This window comes from Actinokineospora spheciospongiae (assembly GCF_000564855.1).
GTDB classification, from domain to species: Bacteria; Actinomycetota; Actinomycetes; order Mycobacteriales; family Pseudonocardiaceae; genus Actinokineospora; species Actinokineospora spheciospongiae.
The window spans coordinates 20,986-38,112 of record NZ_AYXG01000042.1 but is presented as its reverse complement, the minus strand read 5'-3'; the positions used below and the strand labels follow the sequence as shown (position 1 = coordinate 38,112).

General features: G+C 73.0%; 18 protein-coding genes. 9 read left to right on the top strand and 9 right to left on the bottom strand.

Translation table 11 applies throughout. The features are described 5' to 3' along the window. The first annotated feature begins 422 nt into the window (after positions 1-422). Entirely contained in the window at positions 423-1,037 is a 615-nt protein-coding gene (locus UO65_RS05275) for a MarC family protein (protein ID WP_035279303.1), read from the top strand. A gap of 491 nt (positions 1,038-1,528) precedes the next feature. Here the strand turns inward: UO65_RS05275 and UO65_RS35565 are convergent, their stop codons facing one another. Then, positions 1,529-1,906, bottom strand: a complete 378-nt coding sequence (locus tag UO65_RS35565) for a hypothetical protein (RefSeq protein ID WP_052020761.1) — start codon at positions 1,904-1,906, stop codon at positions 1,529-1,531. Further along, on the bottom strand, positions 1,903-2,715 hold the full coding sequence (locus tag UO65_RS05265) for a RecB family exonuclease (protein ID WP_200873315.1): 813 nt from the start codon (positions 2,713-2,715) through the stop codon (positions 1,903-1,905). The genes UO65_RS35565 and UO65_RS05265 overlap by 4 nt, the downstream gene beginning before the upstream one ends. Positions 2,716-2,794: 79 nt before the next feature. Here UO65_RS05265 and UO65_RS05260 point away from each other — a divergent pair, with 79 nt between their 5' ends. Next, complete coding sequence (locus tag UO65_RS05260) at positions 2,795-3,142, top strand: ArsC/Spx/MgsR family protein (protein WP_035279300.1); 348 nt, start codon at positions 2,795-2,797, stop codon at positions 3,140-3,142. Positions 3,143-3,181: 39 nt separating this feature from the next. Here the strand turns inward: UO65_RS05260 and UO65_RS05255 are convergent, their stop codons facing one another. After that, on the bottom strand, positions 3,182-4,060 hold the full coding sequence (locus UO65_RS05255) for a cutinase family protein (protein WP_035279297.1): 879 nt from the start codon (positions 4,058-4,060) through the stop codon (positions 3,182-3,184). A gap of 113 nt (positions 4,061-4,173) precedes the next feature. On the opposite strand from UO65_RS05255, the gene UO65_RS05250 reads away from it, so the two are divergent. Continuing rightward, the gene (locus UO65_RS05250; RefSeq protein WP_035279296.1) at positions 4,174-4,803 is read left to right on the top strand and encodes a TetR/AcrR family transcriptional regulator; all 630 of its coding nucleotides are present in this window, start codon (positions 4,174-4,176) and stop codon (positions 4,801-4,803) included. Positions 4,804-5,226: 423 nt separating this feature from the next. Here UO65_RS05250 and UO65_RS05245 read toward each other — a convergent pair whose 3' ends face one another. The 3 genes from UO65_RS05245 to UO65_RS05235 all read right to left on the bottom strand — a co-directional run bounded on the left by UO65_RS05245 (position 5,227) and on the right by UO65_RS05235 (position 9,872). Continuing rightward, complete coding sequence (locus tag UO65_RS05245) at positions 5,227-6,084, bottom strand: alpha/beta fold hydrolase (RefSeq protein ID WP_035279295.1); 858 nt, start codon at positions 6,082-6,084, stop codon at positions 5,227-5,229. A gap of 753 nt (positions 6,085-6,837) precedes the next feature. Then, entirely contained in the window at positions 6,838-8,142 is a 1,305-nt protein-coding gene (locus UO65_RS05240) for an Rv3212 family protein (protein ID WP_052020760.1), read from the bottom strand. 5 nt (positions 8,143-8,147) lie between these two features. Continuing rightward, a complete protein-coding gene (locus tag UO65_RS05235) occupies positions 8,148-9,872 on the bottom strand; it encodes a DEAD/DEAH box helicase (RefSeq protein WP_084175332.1) in 1,725 nt (574 codons plus the stop codon). Between the two features lie 234 nt (positions 9,873-10,106). Between UO65_RS05235 and UO65_RS05230 the strand changes: the two genes are divergently transcribed. Beyond that, entirely contained in the window at positions 10,107-10,778 is a 672-nt protein-coding gene (locus UO65_RS05230) for a ferritin-like fold-containing protein (protein WP_035279293.1), read from the top strand. Positions 10,779-10,911: 133 nt separating this feature from the next. Beyond that, on the top strand, positions 10,912-11,136 hold the full coding sequence (locus tag UO65_RS05225) for a DUF3107 domain-containing protein (RefSeq protein WP_035279292.1): 225 nt from the start codon (positions 10,912-10,914) through the stop codon (positions 11,134-11,136). A 60-nt stretch (positions 11,137-11,196) separates the two neighbouring features. Here the strand turns inward: UO65_RS05225 and UO65_RS05220 are convergent, their stop codons facing one another. Next, positions 11,197-11,520: a DUF4873 domain-containing protein gene (locus tag UO65_RS05220; protein ID WP_035279291.1), complete on the bottom strand. Its 324-nt coding sequence runs from the start codon at positions 11,518-11,520 to the stop codon at positions 11,197-11,199. Continuing rightward, the gene (locus tag UO65_RS05215; protein WP_035279289.1) at positions 11,517-12,287 is read right to left on the bottom strand and encodes a TetR/AcrR family transcriptional regulator; all 771 of its coding nucleotides are present in this window, start codon (positions 12,285-12,287) and stop codon (positions 11,517-11,519) included. The genes UO65_RS05220 and UO65_RS05215 overlap by 4 nt, the downstream gene beginning before the upstream one ends. Before the next feature lie 69 nt (positions 12,288-12,356). Here UO65_RS05215 and UO65_RS05210 point away from each other — a divergent pair, with 69 nt between their 5' ends. From UO65_RS05210 to UO65_RS05200, 3 genes are all read left to right on the top strand, one after another. Then, positions 12,357-13,265, top strand: coding sequence for an AurF N-oxygenase family protein (locus tag UO65_RS05210; protein ID WP_035279287.1), 909 nt, complete (start codon positions 12,357-12,359; stop codon positions 13,263-13,265). Next, on the top strand, positions 13,262-14,155 hold the full coding sequence (locus UO65_RS05205; protein ID WP_035279285.1) for an alpha/beta fold hydrolase: 894 nt from the start codon (positions 13,262-13,264) through the stop codon (positions 14,153-14,155). The genes UO65_RS05210 and UO65_RS05205 overlap by 4 nt, the downstream gene beginning before the upstream one ends. 92 nt (positions 14,156-14,247) lie before the next feature. Beyond that, positions 14,248-15,261 (top strand): alpha/beta fold hydrolase, encoded by a 1,014-nt coding sequence (locus tag UO65_RS05200; RefSeq protein WP_035279283.1) that lies wholly within the window; start codon positions 14,248-14,250, stop codon positions 15,259-15,261. 49 nt (positions 15,262-15,310) lie between these two features. Here the strand turns inward: UO65_RS05200 and UO65_RS05195 are convergent, their stop codons facing one another. Further along, positions 15,311-15,949 carry a TetR/AcrR family transcriptional regulator gene (locus UO65_RS05195; protein WP_035279281.1) on the bottom strand — a complete coding sequence of 213 codons (639 nt, stop codon included), beginning with the start codon at positions 15,947-15,949 and terminating at the stop codon, positions 15,311-15,313. 185 nt (positions 15,950-16,134) lie between these two features. On the opposite strand from UO65_RS05195, the gene UO65_RS05190 reads away from it, so the two are divergent. Further along, positions 16,135-17,115: an alpha/beta fold hydrolase gene (locus UO65_RS05190; protein WP_035279279.1), complete on the top strand. Its 981-nt coding sequence runs from the start codon at positions 16,135-16,137 to the stop codon at positions 17,113-17,115. Positions 17,116-17,127: the final 12 nt, after the last annotated feature.

The following is a 17,127-nucleotide window of genomic DNA, read 5'->3' as shown; positions in this document are numbered from 1 at the left end:
CCGCCACCGCCAGCCCGCCACCGCCAGCCCGCCACCGCCAGCCCGCCACCGCCAGCCCGCCACCGCCAGCCCGCCACCGCCAGCCCGCCACCGCCAGCCCGCCACCGGTGCGCTCCCCGATGACTTCGATCCGGGGCCATTGATGCCCGCCGTGTTTTCCGTCAGCGGCATTCCGATTTCGGCCCTGTCCAGCTCCCCGCTGCCGTCCACCCCGCTCCCACGGACGTGGTCCGCACCCACCCCAGCAGCGTGAACACCCCCCACCTCGCGCTGCCGGTGCGGCCACCGCCAGCCACACTGCCCTCGCCCACCCCGTCGACCTGATTCCCGCAACCCCCGCCACACGGCCCCGCACACCCCCGCCGCACGTGGCGGCGACCGCCCGCCACCCCGCGGCCACCACCCACCCGAGGAGGTCCGACATGTCCTTGCCCGCCCTCTTCGCCGAGGCGACGATCACCCTGGTGGTGATCATGGACCCACCCGGCACCGTGCCGGTCTTCCTCAGCCTCACCGGCCGCAAGTCCAAGCAGGCCCGCGCCCGGGCCGCCCGCCAAGCCGTGCTGGTCTCACTGGGCGTGATCAGCCTCTTCGCCATCGGCGGCGAGGCCATCCTGTCCTACCTGGGCATCGGCATCCCCGCCCTGCAGGGCGCGGGCGGCCTCCTGCTCCTCCTCATCGCCCTGGACCTCCTCACCGGCCGCGGCGCGACGGAACCCGAGGCCGTCGAGGACGTCAACGTCGCCCTGGTGCCGCTGGGGACGCCGCTGCTGGCGGGCCCCGGAGCCATCGCCGCCACCATCGTCTTCGTCCGCCAGGCCGACGGGCACCTGGGCTCCTACCTGGCGCTGGCCGCCGCGATCCTGACCGTCCACCTGATCCTGTGGCTGTGCCTGCGCTACTCCGGCGTGGTCATCCGAGTGGTGAAGGACAGCGGCATCCTGCTCCTGGCCAAGATCGCGGGCCTGCTGCTCGCCGCCATCGCCGTCCAGCTCGTCGCGGACTCCGTCCGCGGCTTCATCTCCGGCTCGTCCTAGCCCACACCGGACCCGGCCGCCCACCCCCGAGCCGAACGGCAGGCGTCCGAGCCGAACCGATTGGTCACTCCACGATCCGGCAGGCCCAACCGACGCACATCACCCGCTGGGCACACTCCAGCGGCACCGACCGCATCAACACCAAAGGCGACCACCACTCCGGCCGTGCCGACCAGCGACGACAGCCCTGGCGGCATCGCGGCACCGAGTCCCTGGCGGTATCGCGCTACCCGATCTCCGCGGGACCAGACAGGTCCATCGCGGCTCGGCACCCCGCGCGTTCAGACAGGCCCATTGCGGCTCGGCACCCCCTGCGACCGGACAGGTCCGTCGCGGCTTGGCTGCGGCTGAGCGGGACCTGCGTCAACTCGAGCGCGGCCCGTGCGCGTGGCCGACCTGCCAGACCGCCCACTGCCTCGCGCGCCGTTCCGAATCAAGGCTACCCGCGAGCACCGACATTTCCGGGTTTCCGGTCGGTGCCTGTGGACAACTCACGCCCACCAGAAGAACCACACCGCGATCCCGGTGACGACGCCGATCAGCAGGATCATCAGGCCCGCCTGCGGTCCGCGCCTGCGGTCGGCCTGGCGTTGCAGGGCGAGGGCGGCGGCGGCGCACAGGAAGTGGGCGATGACCACGAGGACGCCGGGGCCGGGCATGCCCTGGGCCTGGTCGACGACCTGGATGGTCAGGACGACGATGGCGAGGACGAGCAGGCCCGCGGCGAGGGCGCCGGAGAGTTCGCGCCAGAAGCCGGAGCGCGGGGTGGGGGTCTCCTCGGCCGGTTCGGGGGTGGGGTCGTCGGGGACGCGCGGGATCTCCACCGTGGTCACGTCCTCGCGGGGCAGGCGATCAGTCGGGCCGGTCACGGGGCAAGCATCGCCCATGGGTCCAGCGCCGGTCCAGCCGCTTGGCCGTCGGGGCAGCTGCGGCGGAAGTCGCACCAGCCGCACTGGCGGCCGGGGGTGGTGGGGAACAGGGCGTCGGGGTCGCCGCCCGCCTTGTGGGTGTCGATGGCGAGCTGGAACTCGTCGGCGCTCTCCTCGGCCCGGGTGAGGTGGCGGCCCAGGGACGCGTCGGTGTGCTCCCAGGCGGCGACCGTGCCCGTGGGCAGGTGGTGCAGTTCGACCTTGGTGCACGGCCTGCGGAGGGTGCGGCGCGCGGCCAGGACGTAGAGCGCGAGGGCTTGCGAGCCCCGGGCGTCGTCGGTCGTCAGGGCGTGGCGGCCGGTCTTGTAGTCGATGATCACGACCTCGTCGCCGCGCTGGTCGATGCGGTCGACCCGGCCCTCGGCGACGATGGTGCCCACCGGGGCCGACACCCACCGCTCCAGCCCGACCGGGTCGGTGGTGACGTCGCTGTCGGCCACGTAGTCGCGCACCCAGCCCGCCGCCCGCTCGCGGAACACCCCCGACTGGGCCTGGTCGGCGAACCCGTCGTCCTTCCAGTGCGTGCCCACCAGCGCCGCCGCCGCGTCCGGTGTGCGGCGCTCCACCGGCAGGTCGAACAGCGCCTTGAGGGCGTTGTGCACCACCGCGCCCATCGTGCTGTGCGCCCACGGCCCACCCCGCGGCGGCGTCGGCCGGTCGACGTAGGCCATCCGGAACCGGCGCCTGCAGTCCTGCCAGGTGCCCAACCGCGACGGGGTCACCTTGATCAGTTTGCGTGGCAGCGGCATGTCGAACCCGAGCTGATCTTGCACGGTGACCACGGTACGCAGTGGCACCGACACTGTGCCCGTCGGGCACAATCGGGCTGTGGAAATCTGGCACAACCCGAGCTGCTCGAAGTCCCGCGCGGCCAGGTCGGCGCTCGGCGACAACCGCCCCGAGCACACCGAGCGCCGGTACCTCGACGACCCGCCGACGGTGGCCGAACTCGACGACGTGCTCGGCAAGCTGGGCCGGGAACCGTGGGACATCACCCGGATGAAGGAAGCCAGGGCCAAGGAGCTCGGTCTCGCCACCGAGCCGCGCGACCGCGCGACCTGGCTGCGCATCCTCGCCGACAACCCGATCCTGATCGAACGCCCGATCGTCATCACCGACGACGGTCGCGCCTTCGTCGCCCGCACCCCCGAGGCCGTGGACGAAGCCCTGTCGTGAAGCGTGGTGGGGCGGAACTTCCCGCCCCACCACATCAGGTCAGCTCGCCAAACCGGGGAATTCGTCCAACCGGTCCTTGGTGGCCTGCGGCAGGACAGCGCTGACCACGCTCCGGTAGGTGTTCATCGCTCCGGCCGCCGCGGGCTTGCCGTTGAAGAGCTCCCAGAGAGTCGGGATGGGCAGCGGCAGCGGCGGGCCGTAGGGGATCAACGGGGGCTGCGGGAAGACGGTGTTCGCGCTGCCGTTGTGCGTGACGGGGCGGAAGTCGTAGGCGCTGTGGGCACCGCTGAAGTAGCCCTGGATGCCGTTCGCGAAGCCCAGCAGGTTGGTGAGGAGGTTCTCGGAGTGGCAGATGCCGTCGTTCTGGTTGCACAGGCTGACGACGGGGATGTCGCCGAAGGTGCGCGGGCCGCCCATGGTGATGCCGGGGAGGAAGGTGGGGAGGTTGGTCATGATCCCGCCGGGACCGCCGTTCACCCCCACCCGCCGCGCGTCGGAGTAGAGGACGCCGTTGATGAGGTCGTGCGGAATCCGGTTGTCCTTCGACAGGTTGCCGAGGGTGTCGCCCGCGACGAGGGCGCCCTGGGAGAAGCCGGTGATCGTGATGCGCGAACCGGGGCAGGAGGCGTGGAACTCGCGCACCAGCCGATCCATGGTGGCGCGGCCCTCGGCGTTGGAGTCGTCGAGGGTCTTCGGGGCGAGGGGGAAGATCTCGGCCGGGTAGACGACCTTGGTCGCCTCGACACCGGGGGGCAGCTCGGCGTTGCCCGCGTTGAAGACGTTGCCCTGCGGGTCGCCCATGCCGCCGACCTCGAAGAGCATCCGGGTCGGGCAGGCGTCGGCCGCGGCCGACGACGCGGGCAGGACGACGCCGAGGGCGATGGCGCAGGCGGCCACACCGGCCGCGATGAGCTTCACGGGTCACTTCCCCCTTCACTGTGCGATGCTCCACGCCCTGGTCCGGGCGTGGTTCCCGTCGACCATAGCCTTTGCGAACATGTATGTACACAAAGCGCGGCTAGGCTCTCCGGGTGAGCCCGCGCGAGTACCCGGCCCTCCCCAGAGGCCGCCACCGGCTGAGCCGCGACGACGTCCGCACCGCCCAACGCGACAAGCTGATCGCGGGCATGGCCGACGTCGTCGCCGAGAAGGGCTACAACAAGGCCACCATCGCCGACGTCCTCCGCCGCGTCCACGTCTCCCGCGAAACCTTCTACCAGCAGTTCAGCGACAAGGAGGACTGCTTCCTCGCCACCCTCGACCGGTGCGCGGACGTCGTCCTGGCGATGATCGCCGCCGCGGTCCCCTCCGCCGAGGACGCCCCACCGGTCGAGCGGTTCGCCCGCGGGCTCTCGGCCTACCTCGCGGCACTGGCCGAGCAGTGGCCGGTGACGCGCACGTTCTTCCTGGAGGCCTTCGCGGCCGGGTCCGCGGCGCAACAGCGCCGGTTCGCCGCCCAGGAGCGCTTCGCGGTGGTGGTCGACGCGGGCTTCGCCGCCGACCCGGCCTGGCGCGCCCTCCCGGACCCGGCGTTCGCGGCCCGCTTCCTGGCGGGCGGCCTCAGCGCGCTGGTGACCGCCGCGGTCGCCGCGGACGCCCCGGGCAGGCTCGCCGACCTGCACGAACCGGTCGTCGCCCTGGTCCGCCACCTGCTCGACTGACGGGGTGCCCGCCGCGGGTCGGCTCGACACCCGCCACCGGACGGCCTGGCACCCGCCGCCGGCGAACCGGCGCTGTTGTGCCGTGGCCCCAGCGGCGAAGGCCTCCGGGAAATCGGCCCGCCTGGTGCTCGCCGCCGTCTGTGAGGCCGGTTCGCCCAGCACTCACCGACGCTGTCCGCGCGGCGAGCCTGCGCGTGTCGCTGTGAGGCGCGGCCGCGAAGGGCTCCGGGAAGTCGATCCGACCGGTGCTGACCGCTGTTTGTGAGGCCGGTTTGTCCAGCACTCACCAGATGCTGGCCGCGTGGCGAGCCTGCACGTGTCGTGGTGAGGCGCGGCCGGTCCCTGTTCGGTGTGGCCCGCGTGCCTCGGTTCTGCTCGCCCTGCTGGGCTGATCCGGGGTCACCTGGTCGATCCGGGGCGGGATCAGCCGGTCCACGCCTGCCACGTCGGGATCAGGGTGGCCAGCAGGGTCTCGGGGTTCTCGATCGCGGGTGAGTGCGCGGCGTCCGGCACCACGCTGAAGTCGGCCTCCAACCGGTCGGCCATGTCCCGCTGCGCGGACGCGGGCCACGCGTCGTCGTTCTCGCCGCAGACCACCAGCGCGGGTGTGTTCGAGGCGCGCAACTCCCGGGCCAACTCGGCGACGAGGTCCGGCTCGGTGCGCAACCCGGACCCCATGCCCAGCAGCGCCTCGGCCCTGTTCCGCAGGAACCGGGCGCCGAGGAAATCGCGCTGCGCGGGCGACATCCGCTGCCACCGCGGGCTCTGCCCGTTGAGCACCTCGAGGATCTTGTGCACCGCGGGCACCCCGTTGTCCCGCAACACCGGCTCACCGATGTCCAGCATGTGCCTGCGCGGCCCGACGGGCAGGTCGGCGGGGCCGCTGTCCATCAGCGTCAACCCGGCCACCGGCGCCCCCGCCAGCACCGCGCGGCGGCACACCAGACCGCCGTAGGAGTGCCCGGTCAGCAGCACCGACCGCTCGGCGGCGAACTTCTCGACCAACTCGGCCAGGAACACCCCCAGCGGCTCGGGCAGGTAGTCCGCCTCCGCCTCCGACCCGGCGGAATCCATCTGCCCGGGCAGGTCGATCGCCACCACCTCGAACCCCGCCTCGGCGATCGGGTCCAGCAGCGGGGCGAAGTCCTCCTTGGAACCGGTGTACCCGGGCACGAGGAGGACGAGCGGCCCGGCACCCGCCCGCCGCAGGGCCCCGACCGGGCCGAAGCGGCCTTCGAGCGTCACTGCCTCGGCGCTGTGGGGGGTGACCTGTGAGTGCATGGGTTCGAGTGTGCCGCAGGGGGCAAGGGCGGGGCGGCCAGTGCGAGGAGGGTCGCAGCGGGTGCCGACGGGCCGACGGGCAGGCGGGTGGCGGTGGCCCTGGTGGCCCCGGTGGCAAGTGCTTCGCCCCAGCCGACCGGATCGGCTGCTCAAGCCCACATCGCCTGCCGCCGCCCAGCTCGGCCTGTGGAATCGGGTGCTGCGGGCCGCACGGGCGGGTGGGGTGGGGTGTTCCCGGACCTTGCGGGCGGTGGGGCGCTGGGGCGGGCGGCAGCGGGCCGGGATCTGGTCGGCGGGTGGGTCCGGGGCCCTGACCGGTGGGCGGGATTCGGGTCTGGTCGACGGGCGAGGCCTGGCCTGCCGAGGGGCGGAGCCTGGGCAGGGGGCGGGCTCTGGTCGGCAGGCTGTGCTGGTGGGCTGCTCACCCCGCCCGCTGTGCGACCTGCCCGCTGTGCGACCTGCCCGCTGCGCACCCCGTCCGCTGCACACCCCGGTGCTCGCTGCGTTCTGCAGTGCTCGCGTACCCCGGCGCCTGCCGCGCTCGCTGCCCGGTCCTGCCGCGCTCGCCACCCGGTGCTGACCGCGTTCAGGGCTGGCGGGCTGAACTGGGAGGTGCGGGGTGGGACCGACACCTGCCACAAAGCCCACTGCCTCGCGCGCCGTTCCGAATCAAGGCTAACGCTGGGGTCTGACAGTTTCGGGGGTCTGGGAGGGGTGTGGACAACTTTCCCCCTTCCGGGTGAACCCGCCTGCTCACCTCAGGGCCACCAGGGTCGGGCCTCGTTGTTCGAGGACGACCGGGCCGATGCTGGTGATGGTCACCGGTCCTTTGTACCCGGATCGGTCGACGGGGATTGTGTTCACGCGTTCGCCTGTGGACTGGTCGATCACCGCCAGGCCTTCGGGGACCGGGACCAGCGCGTGGCCCGCGAGGGTCGCGGCGGGGCCGAGGGTGTTCCGGGTCGTCCACAGTGGGTGGAGGTCTGCTGTGGACAGTGCGATGGTGTCCGTTCCGGTGAACCAGTGGAAGGCGCCGATCGCGGTTGTGGTCAGGGGGGTGGGGGGTTGTGGGATCGCGCCCGGGGGCAGCGGGTGGGAGTGGTCTTCGATGCCTTGTTCGTCGTAGACCGCGATGCGGTCCGGGTCGGGCAGGGCGAGCGCGGTGGCGTGGTCGGTCATGGCGACCAGGGTGGCCCGGTCGGTGGGGAGGAGGCGGCTGGTGATGACCTCCGGTTCGTCCGCGTCCTCGGGGACCGCCTTGAGGACCGTGAGCCGGTCGGCGGGTTCTTCGGCGCAGCGTTCGATCACGGCGATGGAGTTCGCGGAGGCCAGGGTGGAGCGGTGGGTGCAGCCGGGGCGCGGTTGGCGGTCCGGGTTCACCGGGGTCGGGACCAGGCCGTACTCCAGGGACTTCACCAGGTTCGAGTGCCACGTCGTGAGCAGGTGGGTTCCGGTGGTGGTGAGGTGCGCGCCGCCCGCGAGGAGGTGGGTGTCGGGTTCGGCGTCGGAGTTGCGGGTGGCTTCGAGGGTTCCGGTGGCGCCGTCGAGGCTGGAGACCTCGCTGCACCCGCCCCGGTGGCGGGGGTCGCTCTCGGGGAGGGCCCCGCCGTCGGTGCGGTGCACGGCCACCGCCTTGGTCCACGCCGTGCCGACGGTGCAGAGGGGGAGGTCGCGGTGGTAGGTCCAGCGGATCGCGCCGGTGAGGGGGTCGCGGCCGTGGACGTCGCCCGCCTGGCCGGTGATGACCGAGGGGCCCGCCGTGGTGGGGGTGCGGGTGGCGGGGCTGTCGGCGCGCCAGACCTCGGTGAGGGTCGCGGGGACCGACCGGGGGGCCGGTGGGGTGGTGGCCGGGGTGTCGGCGGTGGTCGAGGTCGTGGCGCGGAAGTCGCTGTCGCGCCAGAGTAGGGTGGCCGCGGTCAGCAGGGCCACGACCAGCAGGGAGGCCGCGACCAGGTCTCGGCGGCGGGTGAAGCGGGTGCGGGTGGGCTTGGCGGGGACGGGGGGCACGTCGCCGTCGAGGACGTCCTCGACGGCGACGTCGTGGGGCAGCCGGGTCACAGCCCCTAGTCTGCTGCCCCCGTGCTGTCGGCCGCGGTCGACTCGGCGGCGGCCTGGTCGCCGCCGCCGGTGCGGCGGCGACGGCGGCGCGAGCGGGCGGGCTTGTCCGCGCCCGCCTCGCCGGACGCCTGCGGGGCGTCCGCGGCCGGGCCCGCCGGGGCCTGGTCGGCCTGGTTCTGCTGCTCGGGCGCATCCCCGGCGGAGTCGACCCCGCCGCGGCGGCGGCGCCTGCGGCGCGGCCTGCTGTCGCCCTCGCCGCTGCCGTCCTCCGCGGGCGGCCGCACGGACTCGCCCGCCTCGCGGCGGGCGGCGCCGGTGGAGCGGGTGCGGCGGGTGCGCTCCTGGGTGCCGCCGCGCTTCTTGCGACCGCCGAAGTCCTCCTCCGGCTCCGCGTCGAGGCCCGCGCGGGTGCGCTGCGCCATCGGCAGCCTGCCCGTCGACCCCGCCGGGATGTGCAGGTCGGCGAAGAGGTGCTCGGAGGTGGAGTAGGTCTCCACCGGGGCGGGCTTGTCCAGGCCCAGCGCGTCGCTGATGGACTTCCAGCGCGGCTCCTCGTCCCAGTCGACCAGGGTGACCGCCACGCCGGTCTTGCCCGCGCGGCCGGTGCGGCCGATGCGGTGGACGTAGGTCTTCTCGTCCTCCGGGCACTGGTAGTTGATGACGTGGGTGACGTCGGTCACGTCGATGCCGCGGGCGGCGACGTCGGTGCAGACCAGCACGTCGACCTTGCCGGAGCGGAACGCCCGCAGCGCCTGCTCGCGCGCGCCCTGCCCCAGGTCGCCGTGCACGGCGCCTGCGGCGAAGCCGCGCTCGGTCAGCTCGTCGGCGACCTTCTGCGCGGTCCGCTTGGTCCGGGTGAAGATCATCGTCAGGCCGCGGCCCTCGGCCTGCAGCGACCGGGCCACGACCTCGACCTTGTCCAGCGAGTGCGCCCGGTAGACGAACTGCTCGGTGCGCTCGTGCACCGCGCTCGCGTCGTTCTCCTCGGCCCGGATGTGGGTGGGCCGGGTGAGGAACGTGCGGGCCAGGGTGATGATCGGACCCGGCATGGTCGCCGAGAACAGCATCGTCTGCCGCTCGTCGGGGACCATCCGCAGGATGCGCTCGATGTCGGGCAGGAAGCCCAGGTCGAGCATCTCGTCGGCCTCGTCGAGCACCAGCGCGCGGACCTTGCCCAGCACCAGGTGCTTCTGCTCGGCCAGGTCGAGCAGGCGGCCGGGGGTGCCGATGACCACGTCGACGCCCTTGGTCAGCGCGGCGACCTGCGGCTCGTACGGGCGGCCGCCGTAGATGGACAGCACCCGGATGCCCAGGTGCTTGCCCGCGTCCCGGATGTCGGCGGTGACCTGCAGGCACAGCTCGCGGGTCGGCACCACGACCAGGGCCTGCGGGGTGCCGTCGCCGGGGGTGGTGACCCGCTGCAGCAGCGGCACGCCGAAGCCCAGGGTCTTGCCCATGCCGGTGCGCGCCTGGCCGATCAGGTCGTCGCCCGCCAGCGCCAGCGGCAGGGTCAGCTCCTGGATGGCGAAGGTGCGCTCGATGCCCGCCTCGGACAGCGCGCGCACGATCTCGGGCTTGACGCCCAACTCGGCGAAGGTCGGCGCCAGCTCGCTGACCGGGGCCCCCGCGGCCAGCGGGTGCGATGTGTCGGTTTCGGGAACGCCCGCCTCGCTGTGCTCCAGCGCGACCGGGTCGTTCTCGGTGGTGGTGTCCTGCGTCAGGATGATCAGCCTCTCTCATACCAGCGCGCACTGCCCTGGTCGGGCCGCTCGACCGCGCCGCCGGTACGGGGCGCGGGAGGGCCTGCGAGGTATGCGCGCACCCTCTTCGGCTCGGTCCGCGGCGTAGTTCGCCGCGAGTTTCCCGAGGTCTCTCGCGAGTCCGAGCCCATCGCCGAAATCCCTCAGCGCGGCCGGACGTCCTCGTGAGTCTACCCGTGACCACCGCCGGATACGCTGCCAACCATGGAGAGCGCTGAGGCCGGGGTGTCCGAGAGCACGTTGTCGGACGGGGTCGTCGACCTGCTGGGGGTGCTGGCCTACGGCGAGCTGTCCGCTTTCGACCGCTTGTCGGAGGACGCGCGGTCGGCCCCGACGGTGTCCGGGCGGGCCGCGCTGTCGGAGATGGCGGCCGCCGAGATGGGGCACTACGCCAAGATCCAGCAGTACCTGGCCGCGCACGGGGTGGACATCGAGGACGCCATCCGCCCGTTCATCGGCCACATCGACACCTGGCACGCCTCCACCGCCCCCCGCTCGTGGCTGGAATCCCTGGTCAAGGCGTACGTGGGGGACGGTCTGGCCGCCGACTTCTACCGCGAGATCGGGTCCTGGCTCGACGACCCGACCAAGGCCCTGGTGCTCGACGTGCTGGCCGACACCGGGCACTCGGCGTTCGCCGAGCGGGAGGTCCTGGCCGCCATCGACCGCGACCGCGCGGTCCGCGACCGCCTCGCGCTGTGGGGCCGCAGGCTGCTGGGCGAGGCGCTGACCCAGGCCCAGTACGTCGTCGCCGAGCGCGACGGCCTGGCCGAGCTGATCGTCGCCGGGACGGGTGACCTGGCGGGCATCGCGGCGCTGTTCCGGCGGTTGCAGCAGCAGCACGGGAAGCGGATGACGGCGCTGGGGCTCGGCTGAGCGGCGGGGGCGCCACCACCGGGTCCGCCCGGTTTCGCGCGTGGTGAAACCGGGCGCCCCTTCGCGCGCGGGGGCGGTCGGGCGTACTAGCCTTCGCGGGGAAGCTGTTCGATTCTGATTCCCGGAGGTCTGCGTGGAGGTCAAGATCGGTGTCTCGGACACCGTGCGGGAGCTCGTGCTCAACAGCACCCAGACCCCTGACCAGGTCGAGGCCCTGGTCGCCGACGCCTTCAAGAACCCGTCGGGCACCCTCGCCCTGACCGACGACAAGGGTCGTCGCTACGTCGTGGCCGCCGCCAAGGTCGCCTACGTCGAGATCGGTGGTGCCGACGCCCGCAAGGTCGGCTTCGCCCCCTGATCGCGCGCCGAAGCCGAAGGCCACCACCCCGACCGGGGCGGTGGCCTTCGCCGTGCCGGGTCAGATCTCGGCTCGGTCCAGGGTCGTCTGGACCACGAACGGCGGGGTGCTGGTCCCCATGACCCGGTAGCGGTCCCACGGGTCGGGGTCGGACAGCTCGCAGGGGGACTCGCCGCCCGGGGTGCGCAGGGTGGCCCCGGTCTTGCGGCCCCCGATCAGCTCCGACAGGGCCGGGTCGGCGGCGATGCGGCCGTACCAGCGGTAGTAGCCGTCGATGGGCTGGAAGTGGCCGCGCAGTTCGACCGAGACCCGCAGTTCCCGGTCGGCGACGAGGAGGGTGGCCGGGCCGGAGTAGCCGTCGTCCTCGGGGTGGGGGGTGCTCATGCCTCACGCTCCTGGGGGGCCGCGCCGTCGCCGACGGGGGTGGTGCCGAGTCTGATGACCTTGTTGATGTCCAGCGGCTTGTGCGGGTCGAGCACGTAGCCGTCGGCCCGCATGGTGCCGTCGATGGCGGCCCAGATGGTCTGGGTCAGGTACTCGACCACCGCGTCGCGGCTCATGGTGCGGCGCTCCAGCCACCACTCGCCGACGTTCTGGACCATGCCGACGATGCCGTGGCCCCACACCTCGGCGCCGCCGGAGTCCATCTGGAAGGCGCGCAGGTAGTCGCCGAGGAGGGTGGACAGCGCGTTGGCGATGACCCGCTTGTCCTCGGCGACGATGTCGGCGTCCATCCTGCGGTCGGCGAAGGTGCTGCGGACCAGCAGGCGGTAGAGGCTCGGGTACTCCTCGATGATCGAGAAGAAGGCGTCCAGGCACTTGCGGATGCGCGGGAGCGGGGCCTCCTCGCTGTTCATGGCGGGGATGAGGCGCTCGAAGAGGATCTCGGTGCCGCGGTGGCCGAGGGCCAGGAACAGGTCGGCCTTGTCGGTGAAGTGGCGGTAGAGGACCGGCTTGGTGACGCCCGCCTCCGCGGCGACGTGCTCCATGCCCAGGTCGGGGCCGTGTTCGTTGAGGGCGCGCAGGGCCGCCTCGACGAATTCCTCGCGCCGGGCCGCCCGGTGCGACTTCCACCGGTCCCGGCGGGCGTCTCCGGACTCGCGTGGATCTGCCTGCCTGTGGCGCTTGACACGATCCGTCATGCGATTCATGCTACCAGAAGTAACTGTTACCGGAAGTAACGCACGCTGGAACAAGCCTGAAGATGGGGTGACTCGCCGATGAGCCGGGCGACGCAGGTGGCCAAGGTAGCCGATCGGGAGAAGACCGCGGGGAGGCTGCTCAAGTCCTCCGCGGACAAGTTCTACGACCCGCTGATCGACATCGACTGGGACGCCCCCACGACCGACGGGCTGCACTACCACCCCGAGCACCGGATCTCCCTCTACGGCACCGAGCTGTGGGACCGGATGACCCCGGAGCAGCGCATCGAGCTGGGCAAGCACGAGATCGCCAGCATCGCCAGCACCGGCATCTTCTTCGAGGTCCTGCTCATGCAGATGCTGCTCAAGCAGGTCTACCGGCACGACCCGACCACCGACCACGTGCACTACATGCTCGCCGAGATCGCCGACGAGTGCAGGCACTCCACCATGTTCGGCAAGGCGTGCAAGCGCTTCGGCGCCCCCGCCTACGGCCCGCGCCCGTGGGTCAAGCAACTGGCGAAGGTGCTGCCCGCGCTCAGCCGCGGCCCGTCGGCCTACGCCGCGATCCTCGTCGCCGAGGAGGTGCTCGACCGGATGCAGCGCGAGCACATGGCCGACGAGACCCTCCAGCCGCTGATCCGGATGGTCAACCGGATTCACGTGCTGGAGGAGGCCAGGCACGTCACCTTCGCCAGGCAGGAGGTCGTGCAGGCCATGTCCCAGGCGGGGTTCCTGGCCAAGAACTACCACCGCGCGCTGACCGCGGTCGTGTCCTACTTCGTGATGCTGAGCCTGGTGAACCCCAGGGTCTACGCGGCGGTGGGGCTCGACCCGAGGAAGGCGCGGAAGGTGGCGCGCAACAACCCGCACTTCCGGGCGACCCTGCACTACTGGGGTGAGCGGATCATGAAGTTCCTGGACGAGGCGGACCTCGTCGGCGGTCCCACGATGCCGCTGTGGCGGGTTGCGGGGCTGGTCAAGTGAGCGAGCTGGTGACCAGTGACGGCGTGCGGCTCAACGTCGTCGTCGAGGGCCCCGCGCACGCGCCGGTGACCCTGGTCCTGCTGCACGGCTGGACGCTGGACCACACGTCGTGGGACGAGGCGGTGGCGCGGCTGTCCGGGCACCGGATCGTCCGGTTCGACCTGCGCGGGCACGGCGACTCCGCGTCGGCACCGCACGGGTCGGCGTCCATCGACCGGCTCGCCGACGACCTGGCGGAGGTGGTCGCCGCCGTGGCGCCGACCGGCCCGCTGGTGCTCGGCGGGCACTCCATGGGCGGGATGACGCTGATGGCGCTGGCCGAGCGGCACCCCCGGCTGATCACCGAGCGGGTGGCCGGGGTGGCCTTCGTGGCCACCACCTCCGGGGGGCTCTCGCGGCTGACGCTGGGGCTGCCGCGCTGGGTGGCGGCGCCGGTGCTGTTCGGGGAGAAGCTGGTCAACCTGGGGCTGGCCAGGGCGCGCAGGCCCAGCCTGCTGCACCGCCGCCTGGCCGGGTTCGCCCGGCCGGGGGTGCGCTGGCTGCTGTTCGGGCGCAAGCCCCGCCCGGAGCACATCGCGGCCACCGCCGCCCAGGTCGGCCGGTGCAACCCGGCGAACATGGTCGGCTTCCGCAGCTCGCTCAACGAGCACGAGCGGCTGCCCGCGCTGGCGGTCTACCGCGGCGTGCGGGCGGTCGTCCTGTCCGGCGGCCGCGACCGCCTCTGCTCGGTGGCCGACGGGCGCACCATCGCCGACGCGCTGCCCGACGCGGAGCTGGCGGTCTACCCGGAGGCCGGTCACATGCTCAACTACGAGCGGGTGGACGAGGTGGCCTCCCGGCTGGCCCGGTTGCTCGACACAGCCGAGCTGCCGCGGCGGGTCACCGCCTGAGCCGCCCCGGTCCGCCTCCCCGGGGGCGAGGCGGACCGGGGTTCTTACTCGCCAGTAGGTCTACCGTCTACTCCGTAGTAACCTTCCGTGCCGTGGCTGACATCTTCCGCACCTCGGACGGCGTGGCACTGCACGTGGTCGACACCGGCCCCGCCGCGGCGCCCGTGACCGTGGTGCTCGCGCACGGGTGGACCAGTGACCTGCGGGTGTGGGACGTGGTGGAGCCCCTCCTCGCCCCGCACGTCCGCGTCCTGCGCTACGACCAGCGCGGCCACGGCCGCTCCGCCGCGGGCCCGCGCGACGGCTCCACCCTGCCGCGGCTCGCCTCGGACCTGGCGGAGCTGATCGCCGACCGCGCGCCCTCGGGTCGGGTCGTCGTGGTGGGCCACTCCATGGGCGGGATGACGCTGATGGCGCTCGCCGAGGCGCACCCGGAGGTGGCGGCGTCGCTGGCCGGGGCGATGTTCGTCTCGACCTCGGCGGCGGAGATGGCGCAGTTGACCTTCGGCCTGCCCCGGCCGGTGGTGCGGGCCGTGCTGAACCGGCGCTCGCGCGGTCGGTCCACGGCGGTGGGCACGCGGGCGGTGCTGGAGGGGATGAACACCACCGGGCCGGTCCCCGCTGAGCCGATGCCCACCGAACCGATCCCCGCTGAGCCGACTTCCGCCGAACCGCTCGCCCTCGCCGAACTCGCCGACCGGGTGGCCCCGCGGGTGTCGCGGGTGCAGGAGCTGGGTGGGCTGGCCTTCCTGCGGTGGCTGGTGTTCGGGTCGACCTTCCGGCTGGTGGACGTCCGGGCGGTGGCCGAGCAGCTCGGGCGGGCGCACAAGGGCACGATGGGCGCGTTGCAGCGCGACATCCTGCGCAACCACTCGCGCGTGCCCGCGCTCTCGGTGTACCGGTCGGTGCGGACGCAGGTGCTGGTGGGGGAGGCGGACCGGGTCACGCCGCTGGAGCACGCGCACGTGATCGCGCGGGCGCTGCCGGACACGGAGTTCGTGCGCTACCCGAAGGCGGGGCACATGCTGCCCTACGAGCGGGCCCCCGAACTGGCGGCGCGCATCCTGCGGCTGGCCAGGGCCTCAGCGCCTGCGCCCACCCGCTGAGGCGCCACCCGGCCCGGTCCGCGTCGCGCGGGCCGGGAGGCGGGTGGTCTCAGTCGTTCGGGGGCAGCAGCGGGAAGCCGCCGCCGATGCCCCGCCACGCCAGGTTGCTGATGAGGGCGATGGCGTCCTCCTTGGGGAGGCTGCGGTTGTCCGACAGCCACGCCATCGCCGCGACCTGGCTGACACCGACCAGGCCGACCGCCAGCAGCCGGGCGCGCGCCTCGTCCAGGCCCGCGTCCGCGGTGATGGTGGCGGTGATGACGTCCACGCTGGAGGTGGTGGCGCGGTCGACGGCGTCCTGGACCAGCGGTTCGCCGCGCAGGTCGCTCTCGAAGACCAGGCGGAAGGCCTGGCTCTCGTTGTCGACGAAGCCGAAGTAGGCGCCGACCGCGTTGCGCACCCGGTCCTTGTTGTCCGTGGTGGACTCCATGGCCTCGGTGACCCGGCGGACCAGCTCGTCGACGTGCTTGTCCAGCAACGCCATGTACAGCTCGAGCTTGCCGGGGAAGTGCTGGTAGAGGACCGGCTTGCTGACGCCCGCGCGCTCGGCGATCTCGTCCATCCCCGCGGCGTGGTACCCGTTCGCCGCGAAGACGTCCTGAGCCGCGGCGAGGAGCTGGGCCCGCCGCGCGGTGCGGGGGAGCCTGGCCCCTCGGCCGACCCCGTTCTGCTGAACCGTCTCAGACATGCGCCTCCACCCTCGCTCACGTGCAACCATCGGGCAGGATCGCCAACCCGAACGGGTGGTTCGAGCTTACTCGCCAGTAACCCAATTCGGGCCACGGACCCCGGGGGAATCTCCCCCGCAGGAGTATCCCGGGTGAGCCGGATCTCAGTGCGGCGAGGTCGTGGGATGCCGGGCAGACTGGGGAAATGAACGTCTCCACCACCGAGCGGGCCCACCTGACCCGGGTCCCGCTGTCCGCCGCCGCGCTGCCCCCGGTGGACCGGGCGCACCCCGCCTGGCCGGGGGAGGAGATCACCTCCGCCGGGATCACCCTGCACGTCCGGCGTACCCCGGGCGAGGGGCCGGTGACCGCCGTGTACGTGCACGGGCTCGGCGGCGCGGCCACCAACTGGACCGACCTGGCGGGCCAGCTCGCCGGGTACGCCCCGGGCATCGCCGTCGACCTGCCGGGCTTCGGGCGGTCGGCGCCGCCCGCGGGCTACCCGTTCACCATCCAGGCGCACGCGGACGCGCTGGCCGCCTGGCTGCGCGGGCTGGACCTGGGGCCGGTGCACCTGCTGGCCAACTCCATGGGCGGCACCATCTGCGTCTACCTCGCCGCGCGCCACCCGGACCTGGTGCGCACGCTGACGCTGGTGTCCCCGGCGGTGCCCGACCTGCGGCCCGACCCGCGGCGGATGTCGGACCCGAGGATGGCGCTGGCCATGCTGCCCCTCGTCGGCAACATCGCGCGCAGGCGGCTGGCCCGCACCACCCCGCGGCAGCGGGCGACGCAGATGCTGAACCTGTGCTTCGCCGACCCGTCACAGGTGTCGCAGGAGCGGCTGGAGGAGACCGCGAACGAGTACGCCGAGCGGGCCGAGCTGGCCTGGGCGAACCCGGCGCTGGCGCAGAGCACCGTGGGGCTGATCCGGTCGTGGCTGGCCCCTGGCACCCGGTCGGTGTGGCGGATGCTGCCGAAGATCACCGCGCCGACGCTGGTCGTCTGGGGCACCGAGGACAAGCTGGTGACCGTCCGCAAGGCGCCGCGCACGGCCCGGCTGGTGCCCGGGGCCAGGCTGCTGGTGCTGCCCAGGACGGGGCACGTCGCGCAGATGGAGCGGCCCGCCACCGTGGCGCGGGCGGTGCTCGGGCTGTGGGAGGGTGCGGCCGACGGGACCTGGTAGTGGGCGGCGACG